The 18,370-nt window shown below is 44.7% G+C and carries 17 protein-coding genes; 15 read left to right on the top strand and 2 right to left on the bottom strand.

The annotated features are described in order from the left end of the window. Window positions 1-275: 275 nt before the first annotated feature. Complete coding sequence (rne, locus tag B7360_RS11485; RefSeq protein WP_085343545.1) at window positions 276-3,359, bottom strand: ribonuclease E; 3,084 nt, start codon at window positions 3,357-3,359, stop codon at window positions 276-278. A gap of 639 nt (window positions 3,360-3,998) precedes the next feature. On the opposite strand from rne, the gene rluC reads away from it, so the two are divergent. After that, entirely contained in the window at window positions 3,999-4,943 is a 945-nt protein-coding gene (gene rluC / locus B7360_RS11480; RefSeq protein WP_005396975.1) for a 23S rRNA pseudouridine(955/2504/2580) synthase RluC, read from the top strand. 59 nt (window positions 4,944-5,002) lie between these two features. Here the strand turns inward: rluC and B7360_RS11475 are convergent, their stop codons facing one another. Continuing rightward, window positions 5,003-5,584: a nucleoside triphosphate pyrophosphatase gene (locus B7360_RS11475; RefSeq protein ID WP_085343544.1), complete on the bottom strand. Its 582-nt coding sequence runs from the start codon at window positions 5,582-5,584 to the stop codon at window positions 5,003-5,005. A 149-nt stretch (window positions 5,585-5,733) separates the two neighbouring features. On the opposite strand from B7360_RS11475, the gene yceD reads away from it, so the two are divergent. The 14 genes from yceD to ptsG all read left to right on the top strand — a co-directional run bounded on the left by yceD (window position 5,734) and on the right by ptsG (window position 18,272). Next, window positions 5,734-6,258, top strand: a complete 525-nt coding sequence (gene yceD / locus B7360_RS11470; RefSeq protein WP_005396977.1) for a 23S rRNA accumulation protein YceD — start codon at window positions 5,734-5,736, stop codon at window positions 6,256-6,258. Window positions 6,259-6,317: 59 nt separating this feature from the next. Then, a complete protein-coding gene (gene rpmF / locus B7360_RS11465) occupies window positions 6,318-6,488 on the top strand; it encodes a 50S ribosomal protein L32 (protein ID WP_005396978.1) in 171 nt (56 codons plus the stop codon). A 10-nt stretch (window positions 6,489-6,498) separates the two neighbouring features. After that, on the top strand, window positions 6,499-7,524 hold the full coding sequence (gene plsX, locus B7360_RS11460) for a phosphate acyltransferase PlsX (RefSeq protein WP_047010044.1): 1,026 nt from the start codon (window positions 6,499-6,501) through the stop codon (window positions 7,522-7,524). A gap of 5 nt (window positions 7,525-7,529) precedes the next feature. Further along, complete coding sequence (locus tag B7360_RS11455) at window positions 7,530-8,480, top strand: beta-ketoacyl-ACP synthase III (protein ID WP_005396980.1); 951 nt, start codon at window positions 7,530-7,532, stop codon at window positions 8,478-8,480. 75 nt (window positions 8,481-8,555) lie between these two features. Continuing rightward, entirely contained in the window at window positions 8,556-9,479 is a 924-nt protein-coding gene (gene fabD, locus B7360_RS11450) for an ACP S-malonyltransferase (protein WP_012841591.1), read from the top strand. Between the two features lie 46 nt (window positions 9,480-9,525). Beyond that, entirely contained in the window at window positions 9,526-10,260 is a 735-nt protein-coding gene (gene fabG / locus B7360_RS11445) for a 3-oxoacyl-ACP reductase FabG (RefSeq protein WP_031780596.1), read from the top strand. Window positions 10,261-10,506: 246 nt separating this feature from the next. Then, window positions 10,507-10,740 (top strand): acyl carrier protein, encoded by a 234-nt coding sequence (acpP, locus tag B7360_RS11440; protein ID WP_004406112.1) that lies wholly within the window; start codon window positions 10,507-10,509, stop codon window positions 10,738-10,740. 93 nt (window positions 10,741-10,833) lie between these two features. Beyond that, the gene (gene fabF, locus B7360_RS11435; protein WP_005396984.1) at window positions 10,834-12,084 is read left to right on the top strand and encodes a beta-ketoacyl-ACP synthase II; all 1,251 of its coding nucleotides are present in this window, start codon (window positions 10,834-10,836) and stop codon (window positions 12,082-12,084) included. A gap of 107 nt (window positions 12,085-12,191) precedes the next feature. Continuing rightward, on the top strand, window positions 12,192-13,007 hold the full coding sequence (pabC, locus tag B7360_RS11430; RefSeq protein ID WP_085343543.1) for an aminodeoxychorismate lyase: 816 nt from the start codon (window positions 12,192-12,194) through the stop codon (window positions 13,005-13,007). Continuing rightward, the gene (gene mltG, locus B7360_RS11425; RefSeq protein ID WP_085343542.1) at window positions 13,004-14,020 is read left to right on the top strand and encodes an endolytic transglycosylase MltG; all 1,017 of its coding nucleotides are present in this window, start codon (window positions 13,004-13,006) and stop codon (window positions 14,018-14,020) included. The genes pabC and mltG overlap by 4 nt, the downstream gene beginning before the upstream one ends. Next, window positions 14,017-14,649, top strand: a complete 633-nt coding sequence (tmk, locus tag B7360_RS11420; protein ID WP_054867665.1) for a dTMP kinase — start codon at window positions 14,017-14,019, stop codon at window positions 14,647-14,649. The genes mltG and tmk overlap by 4 nt, the downstream gene beginning before the upstream one ends. Window positions 14,650-14,676: 27 nt before the next feature. Beyond that, a complete protein-coding gene (locus tag B7360_RS11415) occupies window positions 14,677-15,639 on the top strand; it encodes a DNA polymerase III subunit delta' (protein ID WP_085343541.1) in 963 nt (320 codons plus the stop codon). Continuing rightward, a complete protein-coding gene (locus tag B7360_RS11410; protein ID WP_005396993.1) occupies window positions 15,630-16,397 on the top strand; it encodes a TatD family hydrolase in 768 nt (255 codons plus the stop codon). The genes B7360_RS11415 and B7360_RS11410 overlap by 10 nt, the downstream gene beginning before the upstream one ends. A gap of 444 nt (window positions 16,398-16,841) precedes the next feature. Further along, a complete protein-coding gene (ptsG, locus tag B7360_RS11405; RefSeq protein ID WP_006743155.1) occupies window positions 16,842-18,272 on the top strand; it encodes a PTS glucose transporter subunit IIBC in 1,431 nt (476 codons plus the stop codon). The last annotated feature ends 98 nt before the right edge of the window (window positions 18,273-18,370 follow it).

Here is an 18,370-nt window from a genome sequence, read left to right as displayed (position 1 = left end):
CAAGCCACTGAGTGGTTGATTTCTAATCAAACATTGCAGTGTAAACCGTAGTATTAAAAGAGCTGCATCAGAATGGTGTCGAAAACTTGAGTCGGCGCATGCTACCGAAAAGTGTGATTAAGTTCAAGAATGATACGAATAATGGCGTACAAATGTGATCACGAATTGGTATTTATATGAACAATTTATTGGGCAAATATGAAGATAAAAAAGGCTACCAGATGGTAGCCTTTAATTTATTTATGCCGTTAAGCAGTTGAACGTAATGATTTAGCCTAGTTAAAGTTAGGCTTTGTCATCTCTGCCGATGCGCGGTTTTTAGCCACTTGGCTACCCGCACCTTTAGCTTGGTAACGTTCGGTTTTGAACGGTGCTGCTGCAACAGTGATTTCGCGTAGCTCTTGAGGGCCAGGTGCTTTCGTCATCGGTGCGCTAGCGTTTAGCTTAGCCGCAACTTTAATGGCTTCGACTTTAGGCTCTGGTTTAGCTACTGGCGCTTCGGCTGCAACCTCTTTTGCCGCTTCAACGACAGGCTCTTCAGCTGGTGCCGTTTCTACAATGGCATCAACCGGTTCAGCATGTTCAGTTGCAGGAGTTTCAACGATAGGCTCTACCGAAGCTGTTTCTACTACTGCCGATTCAGCTTTTTCTGCGATTACTGCTTCCACAACAGGTGCTTCTACTACTGGAGCTTCCACTTTCGCTTCAACTGTTTCTTGAACCTTTGATTCAACAACTGGCGCTTCTGTTACAACAGGTTGCTCGCGGCGAATAATCACTTTACCCATAGCCATCTCTGGACAAGCAAAGCCACCTTGCATTGTAGGTACTGCTGCTACTGCTTCTTCCTTAACTTGCTCTTCTTTCTTAGGTGCAGGTTTCGGAATGTAGCGTGGCATTACTTTACCCATAGCCATCTCAGGAGAAGCTACACCACCTTTACGCAGGCGGAACGGGTTAGGACGGCGATCGCGACCACGGCGACGGCGCTGGCCGCTTGCACGCAGGTGACGTGGCGAACGACGGTTACGACGTTGCTTAGACTCTGCTTGCTTGTTGTCTTGTTGTGCTTCTACCGCTGCTTCTGTTGGCTTCTCAACTTTGGTTTCAACCGTTTCTTGAGTCTTAACCGCCGTTTCTTCTGCTTTCTTCTCAACCGCTTCTTGGTCTTTAACGCGTACAGACTTGTTCAGTTTGCGACGTTGGCGACGCTCCTTCACTTTTTCTGCTTTCGCGTTTTGTTGCTTTGGTTTGCTCTCTTCTGGTTTTGTTTCAGTTCGAGCTTCCGCTGCTAGCTGCAGGCCTTTTTCCGCTACTTTTGCATTTGCTTTTTGCTCTTGGGCTTTGTCTGCTTGTTGAGCTTTAGGCTTACGCTTTTGGCTGCGGTTTTGCTGTTTATTGGTTTGTTGTTGAGCTTCGTTTTGCTCATTCGCTTGCTCATCACGAGGCTTACGACGACGTCTGTTATCACGGTTCTCACGATTGTCGCGGTTCTCACGATTATCGCGTTGGTTGTTATTGCGACGACGATCATTGCGATCACGTTTGTTACGTCGATTATCGCGATTTGGCTTTTTCTCTTCCTGAGGTTTCGGTTCTTCTTTTACTTCTTCAGAACCGCCGAATAGGAAACTACCAAGTGCTTTAAACAAACGGCTGAACAGTCCAGGTTTTTCTTCTTGTTCAACTTTCTGTTCTTTCTTCTTCGCCTCAGGGGCTGGTTTAGCTGCTGGTGCAGGTGCCGTTTGAGAAGGAGCCGCAAAGCCTTTAAGAACAGGCTCTTCGATTCGTTTAGGTTTTACGTCAACTTCCGCTGGCTCTTTACCTTCCGCTTCTTTCATTGCTTCCAGTTTTTTAGGAAGTAGGTAAGAAATCAGATCGAACTCTTCACCTTCACGAACACGGATAACTTCGAAGTGCGGCGTTTCCATGTCAGAGTTTGGAACAACCGTAATCTTCACTTCTTGAATGCGTTCGATATGGTTAACTGAACGACGTTTTTCGTTCAACAAGTAAGAAGCGATTGGCACAGGTACAACTGCGAGAACTTGCGCTGTATTGTCTTTCAGTGCTTCCTCTTCGATTAAACGAAGTACAGAAAGTGCTAGAGATTCGTTGTCGCGAACGACTCCAGTACCGCTACAGCGAGGACAGATGTGGTGGCTTGCTTCTGCTAGAGAAGGGCTTAAACGTTGACGTGACATCTCCAACAAACCAAAGCGAGAAATACGACCGATTTGTACACGAGCGCGATCAAGACGAACGGCTTCACGTAGACGGTTTTCTACTTCTCGTTGGTGGCGAACAGGTGTCATATCGATAAAGTCGATAACCACTAAGCCACCCAAGTCACGTAGACGTAACTGGCGAGCAATTTCGTCGGCTGCTTCTAGGTTCGTGTTTAGGGCTGTTTCTTCAATATCGCCGCCCTTGGTTGCACGAGCAGAGTTGATATCGATAGACGTTAGTGCTTCGGTTGGGTCAATAACAATAGAACCACCAGATGGCAGACGCACTTCACGTTGGAAAGCTGATTCAATTTGGCTTTCGATTTGGTAGTGGCTGAATAGTGGAACTTCGCCTTCATATTTCTTAACGCGGTTAAGGAAATCAGGGCGCACCAATTGAATGTGCTCTTTTGCACGTTCGTAGATGGTGTTGCTGTCAATTAAGATTTCGCCAATATCACGACGCAAATAGTCACGGATTGCACGAACGATAACGTTACTTTCTTGGTGGATTAAGAATGGAGCAGGGTTCGAGTCCGCTGCACCTTTGATTGCACCCCAGTGGTTAAGTAGTACATTCAAATCCCACTCAAGTTCTTCAGCACTCTTGCCAACGCCAGCAGTACGTACGATTAGGCCCATGCCCTGAGGCAGTTCCAAAGTACTTAATGCGGCTTTTAGTTGAGTACGCTCGTCACCTTCGATTCGACGAGAAATACCGCCAGCACGAGGGTTGTTAGGCATCAGAACAAGGTAACTACCAGCAAGAGAAATGAAAGTAGTAAGAGCTGCGCCCTTGCTTCCACGTTCTTCTTTTTCCACTTGAACGATAACTTCTTGGCCTTCCGTTAGCACTTCTTTAATGCTTGGACGACCTTGGTAGGTGTAACCTTCAGGGAAATATTCGCGGGCAATTTCTTTGAGAGGGAGGAAACCGTGACGCTCGGCGCCGTAATCAACAAATGCGGCTTCTAAGCTTGGTTCGATACGTGTGATACGTCCTTTGTAGATATTCGCTTTTTTAGATTCATGACCTGGACTCTCGATATCAAGATCGAAAAGTCGCTGGCCATCAACCAGAGCGACACGCAACTCTTCTTTTTGAGTTGCGTTAATTAACATTCTTTTCATTGAAAATTCTCGTTGTCTTTTCTTTTATATCTTTCTTGTCGACTTGCCACTGTTTTTTCGCTCTTTCACGGTGCCTGATCCCATGGCTTGTATTTTGCAGCCTCCCGGCTGGAAGGGGATGCTCTCGGGCACTTCAGTCATCACAAGCCTCTTGCGGTTTCTGTTGGAAACGTAGACTTGTGACCCGCTATTTGGGCGGTAGGTACTCAACGTGAATATGCGAGGAGTAGGGTGGCAAGAGTGTTGAATTCGATGTGTCTCACGCCAATGCTGCACTCGACCTTCAACGATCTACTCACATTGCTTGAGGATAAATGATTGGTAATGAATAAAATGTAACCAAACCTTCCTTAGCAGCTGTGAACTATAGCAGTGCGCGTGGCTATCAGCAATCTGCTTTCACGCAAACGATAGAAAATTTGCCGCTAAACTCAAAATTTCTAATTTATAACTGGCTGTTTCATAAGCAATTGAGATGTGTAAACTGATCAAGACAGAAAACAAATTGAGAACTCGATTGAGAGTTTTAATAATTTAAACAAAAGCTTGGCGAAATTTAGACCAGTTTGTACTATCAAGTGTTTCTTTTACGACAAGAATAATGTGAAGTCGCGCGAAATTGAGTTTACAATACGGCCCATGAGCGAAATAAGAACAAAAGTCCAGTTCGTCGACATTGACGAAGATATGGCGGGTCAGCGCATTGATAATTTTTTGCGCAACCAATTAAAAGACATCCCTAAAAGCATGATTTACCGAATCGTGCGTAAGGGCGAAGTACGTGTAAATAAAAAGCGTATAAAAGCAGAGTACAAGTTAAAAGCAGGCGATCTCGTTCGTATTCCACCGGTGACAGTCGAGAAAAAAGATGACGATGTCGCGCCAAGTACGAAACTAAACAAAGTCGCAGAGTTAGAAGATATGATCATCTTCGAAGATGATCATATGTTAATTCTAAACAAACCATCTGGCACCGCTGTGCATGGTGGCAGTGGCTTAAAGTTTGGCGCGATCGAAGCGCTTAGAGCTCTTCGTCCTCAAGCTCGCTTTCTTGAACTTGTGCATCGTATTGACCGTGATACTTCAGGTATCTTGCTGGTTGCTAAGAAGCGTTCTGCACTTCGTCACTTGCAAGCCCAGTTTCGTGAAAAGACAGTGAAGAAGTTTTACTTAGCTCTTGTCATGGGACAATGGAAAAGCAGTTGTAAGGTTGTGAACGCGCCACTGCTTAAAAACGAAGTGAACAGTATTGTTCGTGTTAACCCTAACGGTAAGCCGTCTGAAACGCGTTTTAAGATTTTGGAAAAGTTTGAACAAGCAACATTGATTCAAGCGAGTCCGATTACTGGTCGAACTCACCAAATCCGAGTTCATACACAATACACGGGCCACCCAATCGCTTGGGATGATCGCTACGGTGACCGTCGCTTTGATGCTTACACAGGTCAAGTTGGTTTAGATCGTTTGTTCCTGCACGCGGCAAACATCAAGTTCCAACACCCATCAAATGATGAGTGGATGGAAATCAACGCACCGATGGAACCGAAGCTAGAAAAAGTGTTGGCGGGTTTAAGAAACGCGTAACCATGCTTTCCTCGTGGACTATAAAAGGGAGCCTGTGGCTCCCTTTTATAGTCTTTGGATTAAAGGACATCGAGTCCCTGAACACGCAACATATCAATCAAATCAATCAGTGGTAGCCCGACAAGTGTATTCGGATCTTTCCCCACTAATTTATTAAACAAACAAATTCCCATTCCTTCGCTTTTAAAGCTGCCTGCGCAGTAAAAAGGTTCTTCCCTGTCGACGTAGCGCTCGATTTGTTCAAGCGTCAAATCTCTAAAGTGTACTTCGAAAGAATCAAAGCCGACTTCTGTATGGTTTGTGACGGTGTTATGTACCGCAAGACCAGTATAGAAAGTGATGACTTTTCCACTTTGAGACAAAAGTTGATTTATTGCGTTGTCTCTATTTAAAGGTTTGCCAACGATTTCACCATTAATGACACAAACCTGGTCACTGCCGATAACTAAACTTGCTTTATCCGTCTGGCAAGATGTTGCTTTCTCTTGGGCCAATCTTTGCACCAGTTCAAGAGGCGTTTCCTGGTCAAACGGTGTTTCATCGCAATCAGGTGATAAACAAATGAACGGTAGTGAAAGCTTTTCAAGCAGTTGTTTACGAAAAGGGGAGGTTGAGGCTAAAACCAGTTGGTAATTTTTCATTTTGAATTACAATTCGTGGGAGCATTTCCGATAGGATAATCGATCAAAAATGATTCTGGCTAATGCTCTGTATGTTAAGCGTAAAAAAGTACAACTTTTTTGCCTTTTTCTTTGACTAATTTTGATTTGGAAGATAATATTCGCGCCCTATGCAAAAGGTAAAAATACCGCGAACGGTTGACCCAGCTAAAGCTGCACAGAAACGATTAGATTACGATGGCATCATCCAAGCTAGTCTTTTCAAGCGCTTAGCGGAAACAACTGAAGGCGTAAAACGCGACGCAGAAGTCTCATTGTCATTTGGGATGGATGAACAGCGACTCGTTGTTATCTCTGGTAAAGCTAACATCGAAGTCGATTTAGAGTGTCAGCGTTGTAATGAGGTATTCGCACATGAGTGCGAAGTTGAATTCCTTTCTACTCCTTACTACGGTGAGAAAACAGAACAGGAAGCACCAGAAATTTATGATTTGGTAGATCTAAATGAATATGGTGAATTAGACCTTATACAACTGGTTGAAGACGAGTTCATCTTAGCATTACCTCAAATTGCGATGCACGATGAAGCGGATTGTAGCGTTGATTCAAATAACATGGTTTTTGGTGAGATTCCTGAAGAAATTGAGGAAGAAAAACCGAATCCATTCGACGTTTTGAAAAGTCTGAAAAAGTAATAGGTGTGGTAACCGATTCTTCTTCAGGTTTTTAACCCAATAGTATAGGAGTAGGGTCAATGGCCGTACAGAAAAACCGTAAAACTCGTTCTAAGCGCGGTATGCGTCGTTCACACGATGCGCTAACTACAGCTGCTCTATCTGTAGACGCGACTTCTGGTGAAACTCACCTACGCCACAACGTAACTGCTGAAGGTTACTACCGTGGTCAAAAGGTTATCAACAAGTAAGGTTGAACCTTTGCAAAGTATTACCGTTGCACTTGATGCAATGGGCGGGGATTTCGGTCCACGCGTAACAGTGCCTGCCGCCGTGCAGGCACTGTCTCATTTCCCAGAGCTAAAAGTGATTCTTATAGGTGATCAATCTCTGATCACGTCTCAATTATTTCAACTCGGTACCTCGACCTGTTCCCGCTTGACTATTCTTCATAGTGAGAAAGTTATCTCGAACTCAGAAAAACCTTCATTGGCACTACGTAATAGCCAAAATAGTTCCATGCGTATGGCTATCGATTTGGTTTCTGAGCAGAAGGCGGATGCTTGTGTTAGTGGTGGCAACACCGGTGCATTAATGGCACTATCGCGTTTCATTCTTAAGTTACTTCCTGGTATTGAACGTCCTGCTTTAGTTTCAGCTTTACCGACGATTACTGGAAAGCGTACTTGGATGCTAGATCTAGGTGCGAATGTATCGTGCGATGCTGATAGTTTGTTCCAATTTGCTGTAATGGGCAGTGCATTAGCAGAAGAACACTTAGGTTGTCCTCCTCGCGTTGCTGTACTCAATATTGGCGCAGAAGAGATTAAAGGTAACGATTTAGTCAAACGTTGCGCAGAAATGCTTTCTCAGACCGACGCGATTAACTTTGTTGGTTATATTGAAGGTAATCAAATTTTGCATGATGTTGCAGACGTCATTGTATGTGATGGGTTTGTCGGCAACGTATGCTTAAAAGCCAGTGAGGGAACAGCTCAACTTTTTATCGAAAAAATTAAAACCAGTATGATGGCGTCAACGATAAAGGGTTGGATTGCTAGAAAGTTGTTTTCTCGGCTATTTAATGAACTAAAAACACTGAACCCCGACCAGTATAACGGCGCAAGTTTGCTAGGATTGCGCGGCATTGTCATAAAAAGCCATGGAAGTGCGGATGTATCTGCGATTGTCAATGCACTTGGCGAGGCAGTACACGAGGTCAAACGACAAGTACCAAGCCGTATTAGCGATCGTTTGGAAGCGGTTTTACTCGAGAGGCATTATTAGTCTTCATGTATAGCAAAATTTTAGGTACTGGCAGCTACCTGCCATCTCAGGTGCGTACAAACGCAGATCTAGAGAAAATGGTAGATACAAGTGATGAGTGGATCGTTGCTCGCACGGGTATTAAAGAGCGTCGAATTGCTGCAGAAAATGAGACTGTAGCGGACATGGCATTCTACGCAGCTGAAAACGCTATCGATATGGCGGGTATTGATAAAAACGATATCGACCTGATTATCGTAGCCACAACGAGCAGTAGCCATACTTTCCCTTCATCTGCGTGTCAGGTGCAGGCAAAGCTTGGCATTAAAGGTTGTCCAGCTTTTGACTTAGCCGCTGCTTGTTCTGGTTTTGTGTACGCATTATCCGTTGCAGACCAACATATTAAATCGGGTATGTGTAAAAACGTACTTGTTATTGGTTCAGATGCTTTGTCTAAAACGTGTGATCCGACAGACCGTTCAACCATTATCCTATTTGGTGATGGTGCTGGAGCCGTTGTCGTAGGCGCTAGCCAAGAGCCTGGTATTATTTCTACCCACATATACTCAGATGGTCAATTCGGTGAGCTACTAAGCCTACCTGTACCTGAGCGTGGTCAAGATGCCGACAAATGGCTTCATATGGCAGGTAACGAAGTATTCAAAGTCGCTGTCACTCAGTTATCGAAACTAGTAAAAGATACGCTTGAAGCCAACAACATGCATAAGTCTGAACTAGACTGGCTAGTACCGCATCAAGCGAACTATCGAATTATTTCGGCAACAGCGAAAAAGCTTTCAATGTCTTTGGACCAAGTCGTAGTGACACTAGACCGACACGGGAATACTTCTGCGGCGACAGTACCATCTGCGCTGGATGAAGCTGTGCGCGATGGTCGCATTAAACGCGGGCAGACTTTATTGCTAGAGGCGTTTGGTGGCGGTTTCACTTGGGGCTCTGCTCTGGTGAAGTTCTAAGTTTCACGAGAATTCAAAATTTAAGGTGCACTTGGTGCATCTTATTTCTTTTTACTTTGCTTAAAGGAAAACAACATGAGCAAGTTTGCTATCGTATTTCCAGGTCAAGGTTCTCAAGCTGTAGGTATGCTTGCAGAACTTGGCGAACAATATGACGTAGTAAAACAAACATTTGCAGAAGCATCTGACGCACTAGGTTACGATCTATGGGCGCTTGTTCAAAATGGACCTGCAGAAGATTTAAACGAGACTTTCCGCACTCAACCAGCTTTGCTAGCTTCATCTGTTGCAATCTGGCGTGTATGGCAGGAGCTCGGTTTAGAGCAACCAGCAAACCTAGCCGGTCACAGCCTAGGTGAGTACTCAGCACTTGTATGTGCGGGTGTCATTGACTTTAAAGAAGCAATCAAGCTGGTTGAATTACGCGGTAAGCTAATGCAAGAGGCGGTACCAGCAGGTACTGGCGCTATGTACGCGATTATCGGTTTGGCTGATGATGCGATTGCAAAAGCGTGTGAAGACGCAGCACAAGGTGAAGTGGTCTCTCCAGTAAACTTTAACTCGCCTGGTCAGGTAGTTATCGCGGGAAGTAAAGACGCAGTAGAGCGTGCGGGAGCACTATGTAAAGAAGCTGGTGCGAAACGTGCGCTTCCTCTTCCTGTTTCAGTGCCATCACACTGTGCGCTTATGAAGCCAGCAGCGGAAAAACTTGCAGTAGCTCTTGAGTCTATCGAATTTAACTCACCACAGCTGCCAGTTATCAATAACGTTGATGTGGTTGCTGAGACAGATCCTGCAAAAATCAAAGATGCGCTTGTTCGTCAGCTACATAGCCCAGTTCGCTGGACTGAAACAGTCGAGCTTATGCACGAGCAAGGGGTAGAACAGCTTCTTGAGCTTGGTCCTGGTAAGGTTTTAACAGGTCTAACAAAACGTATCGTGAAAACGCTAACTGCAGCAGCAGTGAATGATGTTGCGTCGCTAGACGCGGCGAAGTAATCCATCAAGCGATAAAACTTGCGATAAGAAAAGGAAACACAACATGATGAATCTAGAAGGTAAGATCGCGCTAGTTACCGGCGCAAGCCGTGGTATTGGCCGCGCGATCGCGGAACTTCTTGTAGAGCGCGGTGCGACGGTGATCGGTACGGCTACTTCTGAAAGTGGCGCTGCAGCTATCAGCGAGTATCTTGGTGATAACGGTAAAGGCCTAGCTCTTAACGTGACTGATGTCGAGTCTATCGAAGCGACACTAAAAACGATCAACGAAGAATTTGGTGTGATCGATATTCTGGTGAATAACGCTGGTATTACTCGTGATAACCTATTGATGCGTATGAAAGATGATGAGTGGAACGACATCATCGATACCAACCTAACGCCTATCTACCGCATGTCTAAAGCGGTTTTACGCGGCATGATGAAAAAACGTGCGGGTCGTATCATCAACGTAGGCTCAGTTGTTGGTACCATGGGTAACGCAGGTCAAACTAACTACGCAGCAGCGAAAGCGGGCGTGATTGGTTTTACTAAATCAATGGCTCGTGAAGTTGCGTCTCGTGGTGTAACAGTGAACACTGTTGCCCCTGGTTTCATCGAAACTGACATGACAAAGGCACTAAATGATGAGCAACGTGCGGCAACGTTGTCGAACGTGCCAGCTGGTCGTTTAGGTGACCCACGTGAAATTGCATCAGCAGTAGTTTTCCTTGCTTCGCCTGAAGCAGCGTACATTACTGGTGAAACTTTGCATGTAAATGGTGGCATGTACATGGTTTAATGAGACAGTTTGTGCAAAATAAGCTATTTTACATTGTGAAAAATAGCCTATAGTTGCAGTTAACTGTCATGAACTTGTCATGCTTATGCGCAAGATTTGTGCATGATTTAAGTCAAAAATGTATTGAAATTCGGTTAAATTCGCTAATTTTGTGGTTTGACCAGCAAGGACCCCCTTGCAACTTTCAATAGTTCGAATAAACTACGGAATCATCGCATTAGGCGAAATCTGTAAAGGAAAAGAAAAATGAGCAACATCGAAGAACGCGTAAAGAAAATCATTGTTGAACAGCTAGGTGTAGACGAAGCAGAAGTTAAAAACGAAGCTTCTTTCGTTGACGATCTAGGTGCTGATTCTCTAGACACTGTAGAACTAGTTATGGCTCTAGAAGAGGAATTCGACACTGAGATTCCTGACGAAGAAGCTGAGAAGATCACTACTGTTCAAGCTGCAATCGACTACGTAAACAGCGCTCAGTAATTAGCTCTCCCAGGCGGTCTCCTAGACCGCCTGTGTTCTTTCTAACTTCTTCTATCCTCTCATAGAAATATTCAATTCCCGGAGAATTATATCGTGTCCAAGCGTCGTGTAGTTGTCACTGGCATGGGTATGTTGTCACCGGTAGGCAACACAGTAGAATCATCTTGGAAAGCCCTGCTAGAAGGTCAAAGTGGTATCGTGAATATCGAGCACTTTGATGCTACGAACTTCTCAACTCGTTTTGCAGGTCTTGTTAAAGATTTCGATTGCACAGAGTACATGTCTAAAAAAGATGCTCGTAAGATGGATCTTTTCATCCAGTACGGCATTGCAGCGGGTATTCAAGCTCTTGATAACTCTGGCTTACAAATTACCGAAGAAAATGCGGCTCGAGTTGGTGTTGCTATCGGCTCAGGCATTGGCGGTCTAGATCTGATCGAAACAGGTCACACTGCATTAGTAGAAAAAGGCCCTCGCAAAGTTAGCCCATTTTTTGTTCCTTCGACCATCGTAAATATGGTTGCAGGTAACCTATCTATCATGCGTGGTCTTCGTGGTCCAAATATCGCGATTTCTACAGCATGTACTACTGGCCTACATAACATCGGTCATGCTGCACGAATGATTGCGTACGGCGATGCAGATGCGATGGTTGCTGGTGGAGCAGAAAAAGCGTCTACGCCTCTTGGCATGGCTGGCTTCGGTGCAGCTAAAGCGCTATCTACTCGTAATGACGAACCTCAAAAAGCGTCTCGTCCATGGGATAAAGGCCGTGATGGTTTTGTTCTAGGTGATGGTGCTGGCATGATGGTGCTTGAAGAGTACGAACACGCGAAAGCACGTGGCGCGAAGATTTACGCAGAACTGGTTGGTTTTGGTATGTCTGGTGATGCTTACCACATGACTTCTCCAAGCGAAGATGGCTCTGGTGGTGCACTTGCGATGGAAGCGGCAATGCGTGACGCGAACATCACAGGTACCCAAGTAGGTTATGTGAATGCTCACGGTACATCTACTCCTGCTGGCGACGTTGCAGAAATCAAGGGCGTGAAACGTGCTCTTGGTGAAGAAGGTGCGAAGCAAGTACTTGTATCATCAACTAAGTCTATGACTGGTCACCTATTAGGTGCAGCAGGCTCTGTTGAAGCAATTATCACGGTTATGTCTTTGGTTGACCAAATCGTTCCACCAACGATTAACCTTGATGATCCAGAAGAAGGTCTAGACATCGACCTTGTGCCGCACACTGCGCGCAAAGTTGAAGGTATGGAATACGCTATCTGTAACTCGTTTGGCTTTGGTGGTACAAACGGTTCTTTGATCTTCAAAAAGTTCGCTGAGTAACACTATCTAACCTTATTTAGGTAAGCGAAACTTGTATTCTAACGGCTCGATGCTTAGCATTGAGCCGTTTTGTTTTATTTGTTGTCTGCTAATTTGAAGGTACGCGAATGTTTTGGGTAAATGGAGTTCCACAAACGCATGTAGAACTGGGTGATCGCTCATTCCAATACGGTGATGGAGGTTTTACCACCATCCTGACCCAAAACGGAGAGTTGGTTTACTGGCAAGAACACATTGAGCGTATGAAGTCCTGCCTTGACGCATTGAAGATCTCTTCCCCTGACTGGCAAGTTGTGCATGATTGGGCAAGCAAAGCGGCTTTATCTGACGCACAAGCTGGGGTGAAAATTCACGTTAGCCGTGGTATTGGTGGGCGAGGGTATAGTCCTAATGGGATTGAAGGCCCTATCGTGACGATCTCCAATTTTGCGTTTCCTTCTCATTACTCTTCTTGGCAAGAAAAAGGCGTGGATTTGGGCGTTTGTGAGACTCGTCTCGGGATTCAACCTTTACTTGCTGGACACAAGCACAACAACCGTTTAGAGCAGATTCTCGCCAAGGCTGAAATCGACGATACCGAGTTTGCAGATGCAATAACGTTAAATGTGCAAAACCATGTCATTGAAACTACAATGGCCAACCTTTTTTGGGTTAAAGGTAATAAAGTATTTACACCGGAGCTGACCTTATCTGGCGTTGCGGGCGTAATGCGTCGTAAGGTGCTTGAGTTACTAAAAGTAAGTCATATTGAAGTCATCGAGGGGCGTTTTATACTTCCAGATTTGCTGAGCGCAGACGAGGCTTTCATGTGTAACTCAATATTAGGTGTCGCACCAATTCGCAGCATAGTGGCATCTAACTCTAAGACTATATTTCCGATAGGAAAATTGACTCAACGACTGCAAGGGAATTTAACTACGTGATTAAAAAACTGTTGGCTTTTGTTGTGCTGATCGCAGTGATAGGCGCAGCAGCTGTTTTTTATATAATTTCACAGGCTAAACAATACGTTGAAAAGCCTATTCTATTGGAACAACCTCAGCTGTTTACTGTAGAAAGTGGTACAAGCTTTCATCATGTCATGCGCTCCTTAGTTGAAGGTGAGGTAATTGAAACGTCGGAGTACATCCGTTTAATACCTCACTTATATCCAGAACTGTTGCAAGTGCGAGCGGGTACTTATCAACTAGAGCCTGGTATGTCGCTTTCGCAAGCATTGGAGCACCTGAATACCGGAAAAGAATACCAGTTTGCGATCACTTTTGTTGAAGGCAGCCGCTTTTCTGAGTGGGTAGAGCAATTGAAAAGTGCTCCTTATTTAGAGCATGACTTAACCGAACTATCAGAAAAAGACATGGCAGCAAAGTTGGGTATTGAGCGAGAAAAGCTGGAAGGACTGTTTTTAGCAGAAACCTACCATTACACGGCGGGTGCAAGTGAAAGCCAATTATTAAAACGAGCGCATCGAAAACTTAATAAGATTCTGGATGCTAACTGGGAAGCTCGTCAAGAAAAGCTGCCATTGCAAGACAAATATGAAGCCTTGATTCTGGCGTCTATCATCGAGAAAGAGACGGCCATTGACTCTGAGCGTGAGCGCGTCGCTTCTGTGTTTATCAACCGATTGAACAAACGCATGCGTTTACAAACGGATCCGACGGTTATTTATGGTATGGGTGATGCTTACGACGGAAATATTCGTAAGAAAGATTTGCGCACGCCGACACCATATAACACCTATACCATCAATGGCTTACCTCCAACCCCAATCGCGATGGCAGGTGAAGCCTCTATTGAAGCGGCTTTGAATCCAGAAAGCAGTAACTATTTATATTTCGTAGCAAGTGGAAAGGGCGGACACGTATTTTCGAAATCCCTTGCAGAGCACAATCGTGCTGTTCGAGCCTATTTAAGAGAACTAAGAAAGAACAAATGATGAAAGCAAACTTTATTGTCGTTGAAGGCCTAGAAGGCGCGGGTAAAAGCACTGCGATTAAAACCGTTTTAGATACGCTAAAAGCGGCAGGTATTGAAAATATCGTAAATACTCGTGAGCCAGGAGGCACGCCGCTAGCAGAAAAGATGCGCGCTCTGGTGAAAGAAGAGCATGAAGGCGAAGAACTTAAAGACATGACGGAGTTGCTTCTTCTATATGCTGCACGTGTCCAGTTGGTTGAGAACGTGATCAAACCAGCTTTGGCGAACGGTCAGTGGGTGGTGGGTGACCGCCACGATATGTCGTCGCAGGCTTATCAAGGTGGTGGCCGTCAGATTGACGCGTCGCTAATGAAAAACCTTCGAGACACAACGCTTGGTGATTTTAAACCTGCTTTCACACTCTATATGGATATCGACCCTCGCGTTGGGCTTGAGCGTGCGCGTGGGCGTGGTGAGCTCGATCGTATCGAGAAGATGGATATCAGCTTCTTTGAACGTACACGAGAGCGTTATTTGGAGATTGCTCATGCTGATCCTTCTGTCATTATCATTAACGCTGAGCAGGCGATCGAAGACGTGTCGCGTGATATTCGGGACGCTCTTAACGAGTGGTTAGCTCGTCAATAATAAGTGAAACTTAAATTTAGGTGACTCATGTTAAATGATTATCCATGGTTGCAGCCAGTATGGGATAACCTCAAAGTAGGGCTAGAGTCGGACAGAATACCAGGTGCGCTTTTATTGCAAAGCGAGCAAGGCTTAGGCATCGAAAAACTTATCGAGTTTTTTAGCCAAGCACTTCTTTGCCAAAATGACGCCGGTGAAGCGTGCGGTTTTTGTCATAGCTGTCAATTAAATCAATCACACAACCACCCAGATTTACACTGGATCAAACCAGAAAAAGAAGGAAAAGCGATAACGGTGGATCAAGTTCGAGCTTGCAACCGTCTTGCTCAGGAATCATCACAGCTTAATGGTTATCGCCTATTTGTTATAGAGCCAGCGGACTCTATGAATGAATCGGCATCGAATGCATTGTTAAAAACGCTAGAAGAGCCTGGGGCAAAGTGCTTGTTTTTGCTCGTTACCCACAATCAGGAGCGCCTGCTTCCAACGATTCGTAGCCGTTGCCAACACTGGGTTGTTGCGCCGCCGTCAACGGAACAAGCGATGCAATGGATGCGCGAACAAGGGGCGCAGCAAGTTCCTGCTTACGCCTTAAAACTGAATATGGGCTCTCCGATAAAAACATTGGATGCGTTAAATAATGGCGATCTCGATGCTTACTTGGCTTTTGAGCGCACTTTTATTAAGGCGATGTCTTCTCCTGCCTCAGACATTTCTGAGTGTGCTTCTTTAATGGCTAAACACTCGGAGCAATCACTAGACTGGGCGTGGTATTTACTGACAGACGCTCAGAAAGCGCAGTTTGGTGTATCAGAAGCACAAATGCTTCCTGGCGCTATAAAGTTTCAGCCGAACAACTACAACGGTTTGTACTCATCAGCGAAGGCGCTGATGGACCTCAAAGCTCAGGTGCAAGCCTTTCCTGGTCTAAACCTTGAGCTACTATCAATGAACTGGTTAATTGAATCACGAGAGGTATTATGTTCGTAGATTCTCATTGTCATTTAGACAAATTGAATTACGACGATCTCCACATCAATGTGGAAGACGTTATTAACAAAGCTAAACAAGCAAAGGTAACCGAGCTGCTTTCTGTGGGAGTTACGCTGGATTCTTTCCCTAAAATGATGGAAATGATTGAGCCTTATGAGAATGTTTATGCTTCGTGCGGTGTACACCCACTTGATGTTGAAAGCGACTTTTCGATGGACGTGCTACGTCACCACGCATCGAATGAAAAAGTCGTTGCCATTGGTGAAACAGGCTTGGATTATCATTATAAGCCAGAAACGGCAGCGTTACAGAAAGAGCGTTTTGAGCAACACGTTGATCTTGCGGTGGAGCTTAACAAACCTTTAATTATCCATACTAGAAACGCACGTGCGGATACTCTAGATATTTTGCGTAAGGGTGGGGCGGAGAAATGTGGTGGTGTTATCCACTGTTTTACAGAAGATCTTCCATTTGCTGAAGCTGCACTTGAGCTGGGGTTTTATATTTCTATCTCGGGGATTGTCACTTTCCGTCAAGCTACAGAGTTGAAAGAAGTGGTGAAGACTCTACCTCTAGAGAAGCTTCTCATTGAGACAGATTCTCCTTACTTGGCTCCAGTCCCTCACCGAGGTAAAGAGAATCAACCTGCTTATGTTGTCGAGGTGGCTTCTTATATTGCGCAACTCAAATCGTGCTCTCTTTCTGAAGTGGCACAAAAAACCACCGAAAATTTCCGAAATCTTTTTTTGCGATGAAAAATCAATAAGAGCATAAAAAAGGAGCGTACGCTCCTTTTTTGTTGATAAAAACAACAGATATACTCATGAGTTTAATGTTTACTAAAAATGTTGATTTAATAACATTCAAAAATCACAAATGTAATTTTGTTACTAAAAATAACATTGGGGCGTATTTTATTTATGCCTTAAAATTAATTATATAAATAATAAACTCTTTATAAAACAGTAATATAACTGCAATGCAAACCTTTTCATCAGCTGTTTTTGGGTGTGATCCAAGACTTGTTTTGAAACTAAATTTCGTAACTGTGTGGAAAGTTTGAGGGTCATCAATATATATTTAGAGCCGGAAAATATAATGCAGTTGTGGTTACATTTTCATTGGGTGCTAACCTTTAGGCTACGGGGGTGTGCCGTTAGTGCCCAAATAATACTTATAAATTTATCAGGAGCATAAACATGTTTAAGAACCTTTTTGCTAACCTGCAAAAAGTTGGTAAGGCGCTGATGCTTCCAGTATCAGTTTTACCAGTTGCAGGTATTTTATTAGGTGTGGGTGCTGCCCATCTAAGCTTTATTCCAGAGATCGTTTCTAATCTTATGGAACAAGCTGGTGGTTCAGTATTCGGCCAAATGGCACTTCTATTTGCAGTAGGTGTAGCTCTAGGCTTCACTAATAACGACGGTGTTGCTGGTCTTGCAGCAATCGTTGGTTACGGCATCATGACTGCAACGCTAGGTGTAATGGCGGGTGTTATGGGTGTTGAGAAAATCGATACAGGTGTACTAGGTGGTATCCTTGTCGGTGGTGTGGCTGCTTGGGCATTCAACCGTTTCTTCAAAATTCAACTTCCAGAGTATCTTGGCTTCTTCGCTGGTAAGCGTGCAGTGCCTATCATCACTGGTTTTGCAGCGATCATCCTTGGTGTTATCCTTTCTGTAATTTGGCCACCAATTGGCGGTGCAATCTCTGCATTCTCTGATTGGGCTGCGCACCAAAACCCACAACTAGCATTCGGTATCTACGGTGTTGTAGAGCGTTCTCTAATCCCATTCGGCCTACACCACGTATGGAACGTACCGTTCTTCTTCGAAGCTGGTTCTTGTGTTAACGCTGCTGGTGAAGCTCAAAACGGCGTACTAACTTGTTACCTAGTTGCTGATGAAGCATCTCGTGCTGCTGGTAATGGCTTCGGTCAGCTAGCGGGTGGTTACATGTTCAAGATGTTTGGTCTACCAGCTGCAGCAATCGCAATTGCTCACTGTGCTAAACCAGAAAACCGCGCAAAAGTAATGGGTATCATGGCGTCAGCTGCACTGACTTCATTCCTAACTGGTATTACTGAGCCTATCGAATTCTCATTCCTATTCGTTGCTCCACTACTATACGGTATCCACGCTCTACTAGCTGGTTCTGCATACATTGTTTCTAACACTCTAGGCTTTGTACACGGTACTTCTTTCTCTCACGGTCTGATCGACTTCCTAGTTCTATCTGGTAACGCTCAGAAGATGGGTCTAATGATTGCTGTTGGTCTAGTATACGCAGTGATTTACTACGTAGTGTTCCGTGGCGTAATCACAGCACTTGACCTAAAAACTCCTGGTCGTGAAGATGAAACAGAAAGTGCGGCAGCAACTTCTGGCTCTGACATGGGTGGTGAACTGGTTGCAGCGTTCGGTGGTAAAGCTAACATTACTGGTCTAGACGCATGTATCACTCGCCTACGTGTCGCGGTTGCAGATACAGCAGCTGTTGACCAAGACAAACTGAAACAACTTGGCGCTGCTGGTGTTGTAGTTGTTGCAGGTGGTGTACAGGCTATCTTCGGTACTAAGTCTGACAACCTAAAAACTGAAATGGATGAGTGGATCCGTAACCACGGCTAATCACCGTCATTCATAACAATGAATAAAAGGAGGCTTCGGCCTCCTTTTTTAGTTCCTCTCTCATTGCTAAAAGTGCTTTCTGAGTGTGATCCTAAACT

The organism is Vibrio sp. ArtGut-C1 (assembly GCF_002105475.1).
Taxonomy (GTDB): Bacteria; Pseudomonadota; Gammaproteobacteria; order Enterobacterales; family Vibrionaceae; genus Vibrio; species Vibrio diabolicus.
This window is presented reverse-complemented; position numbering and strand designations above follow the sequence as displayed.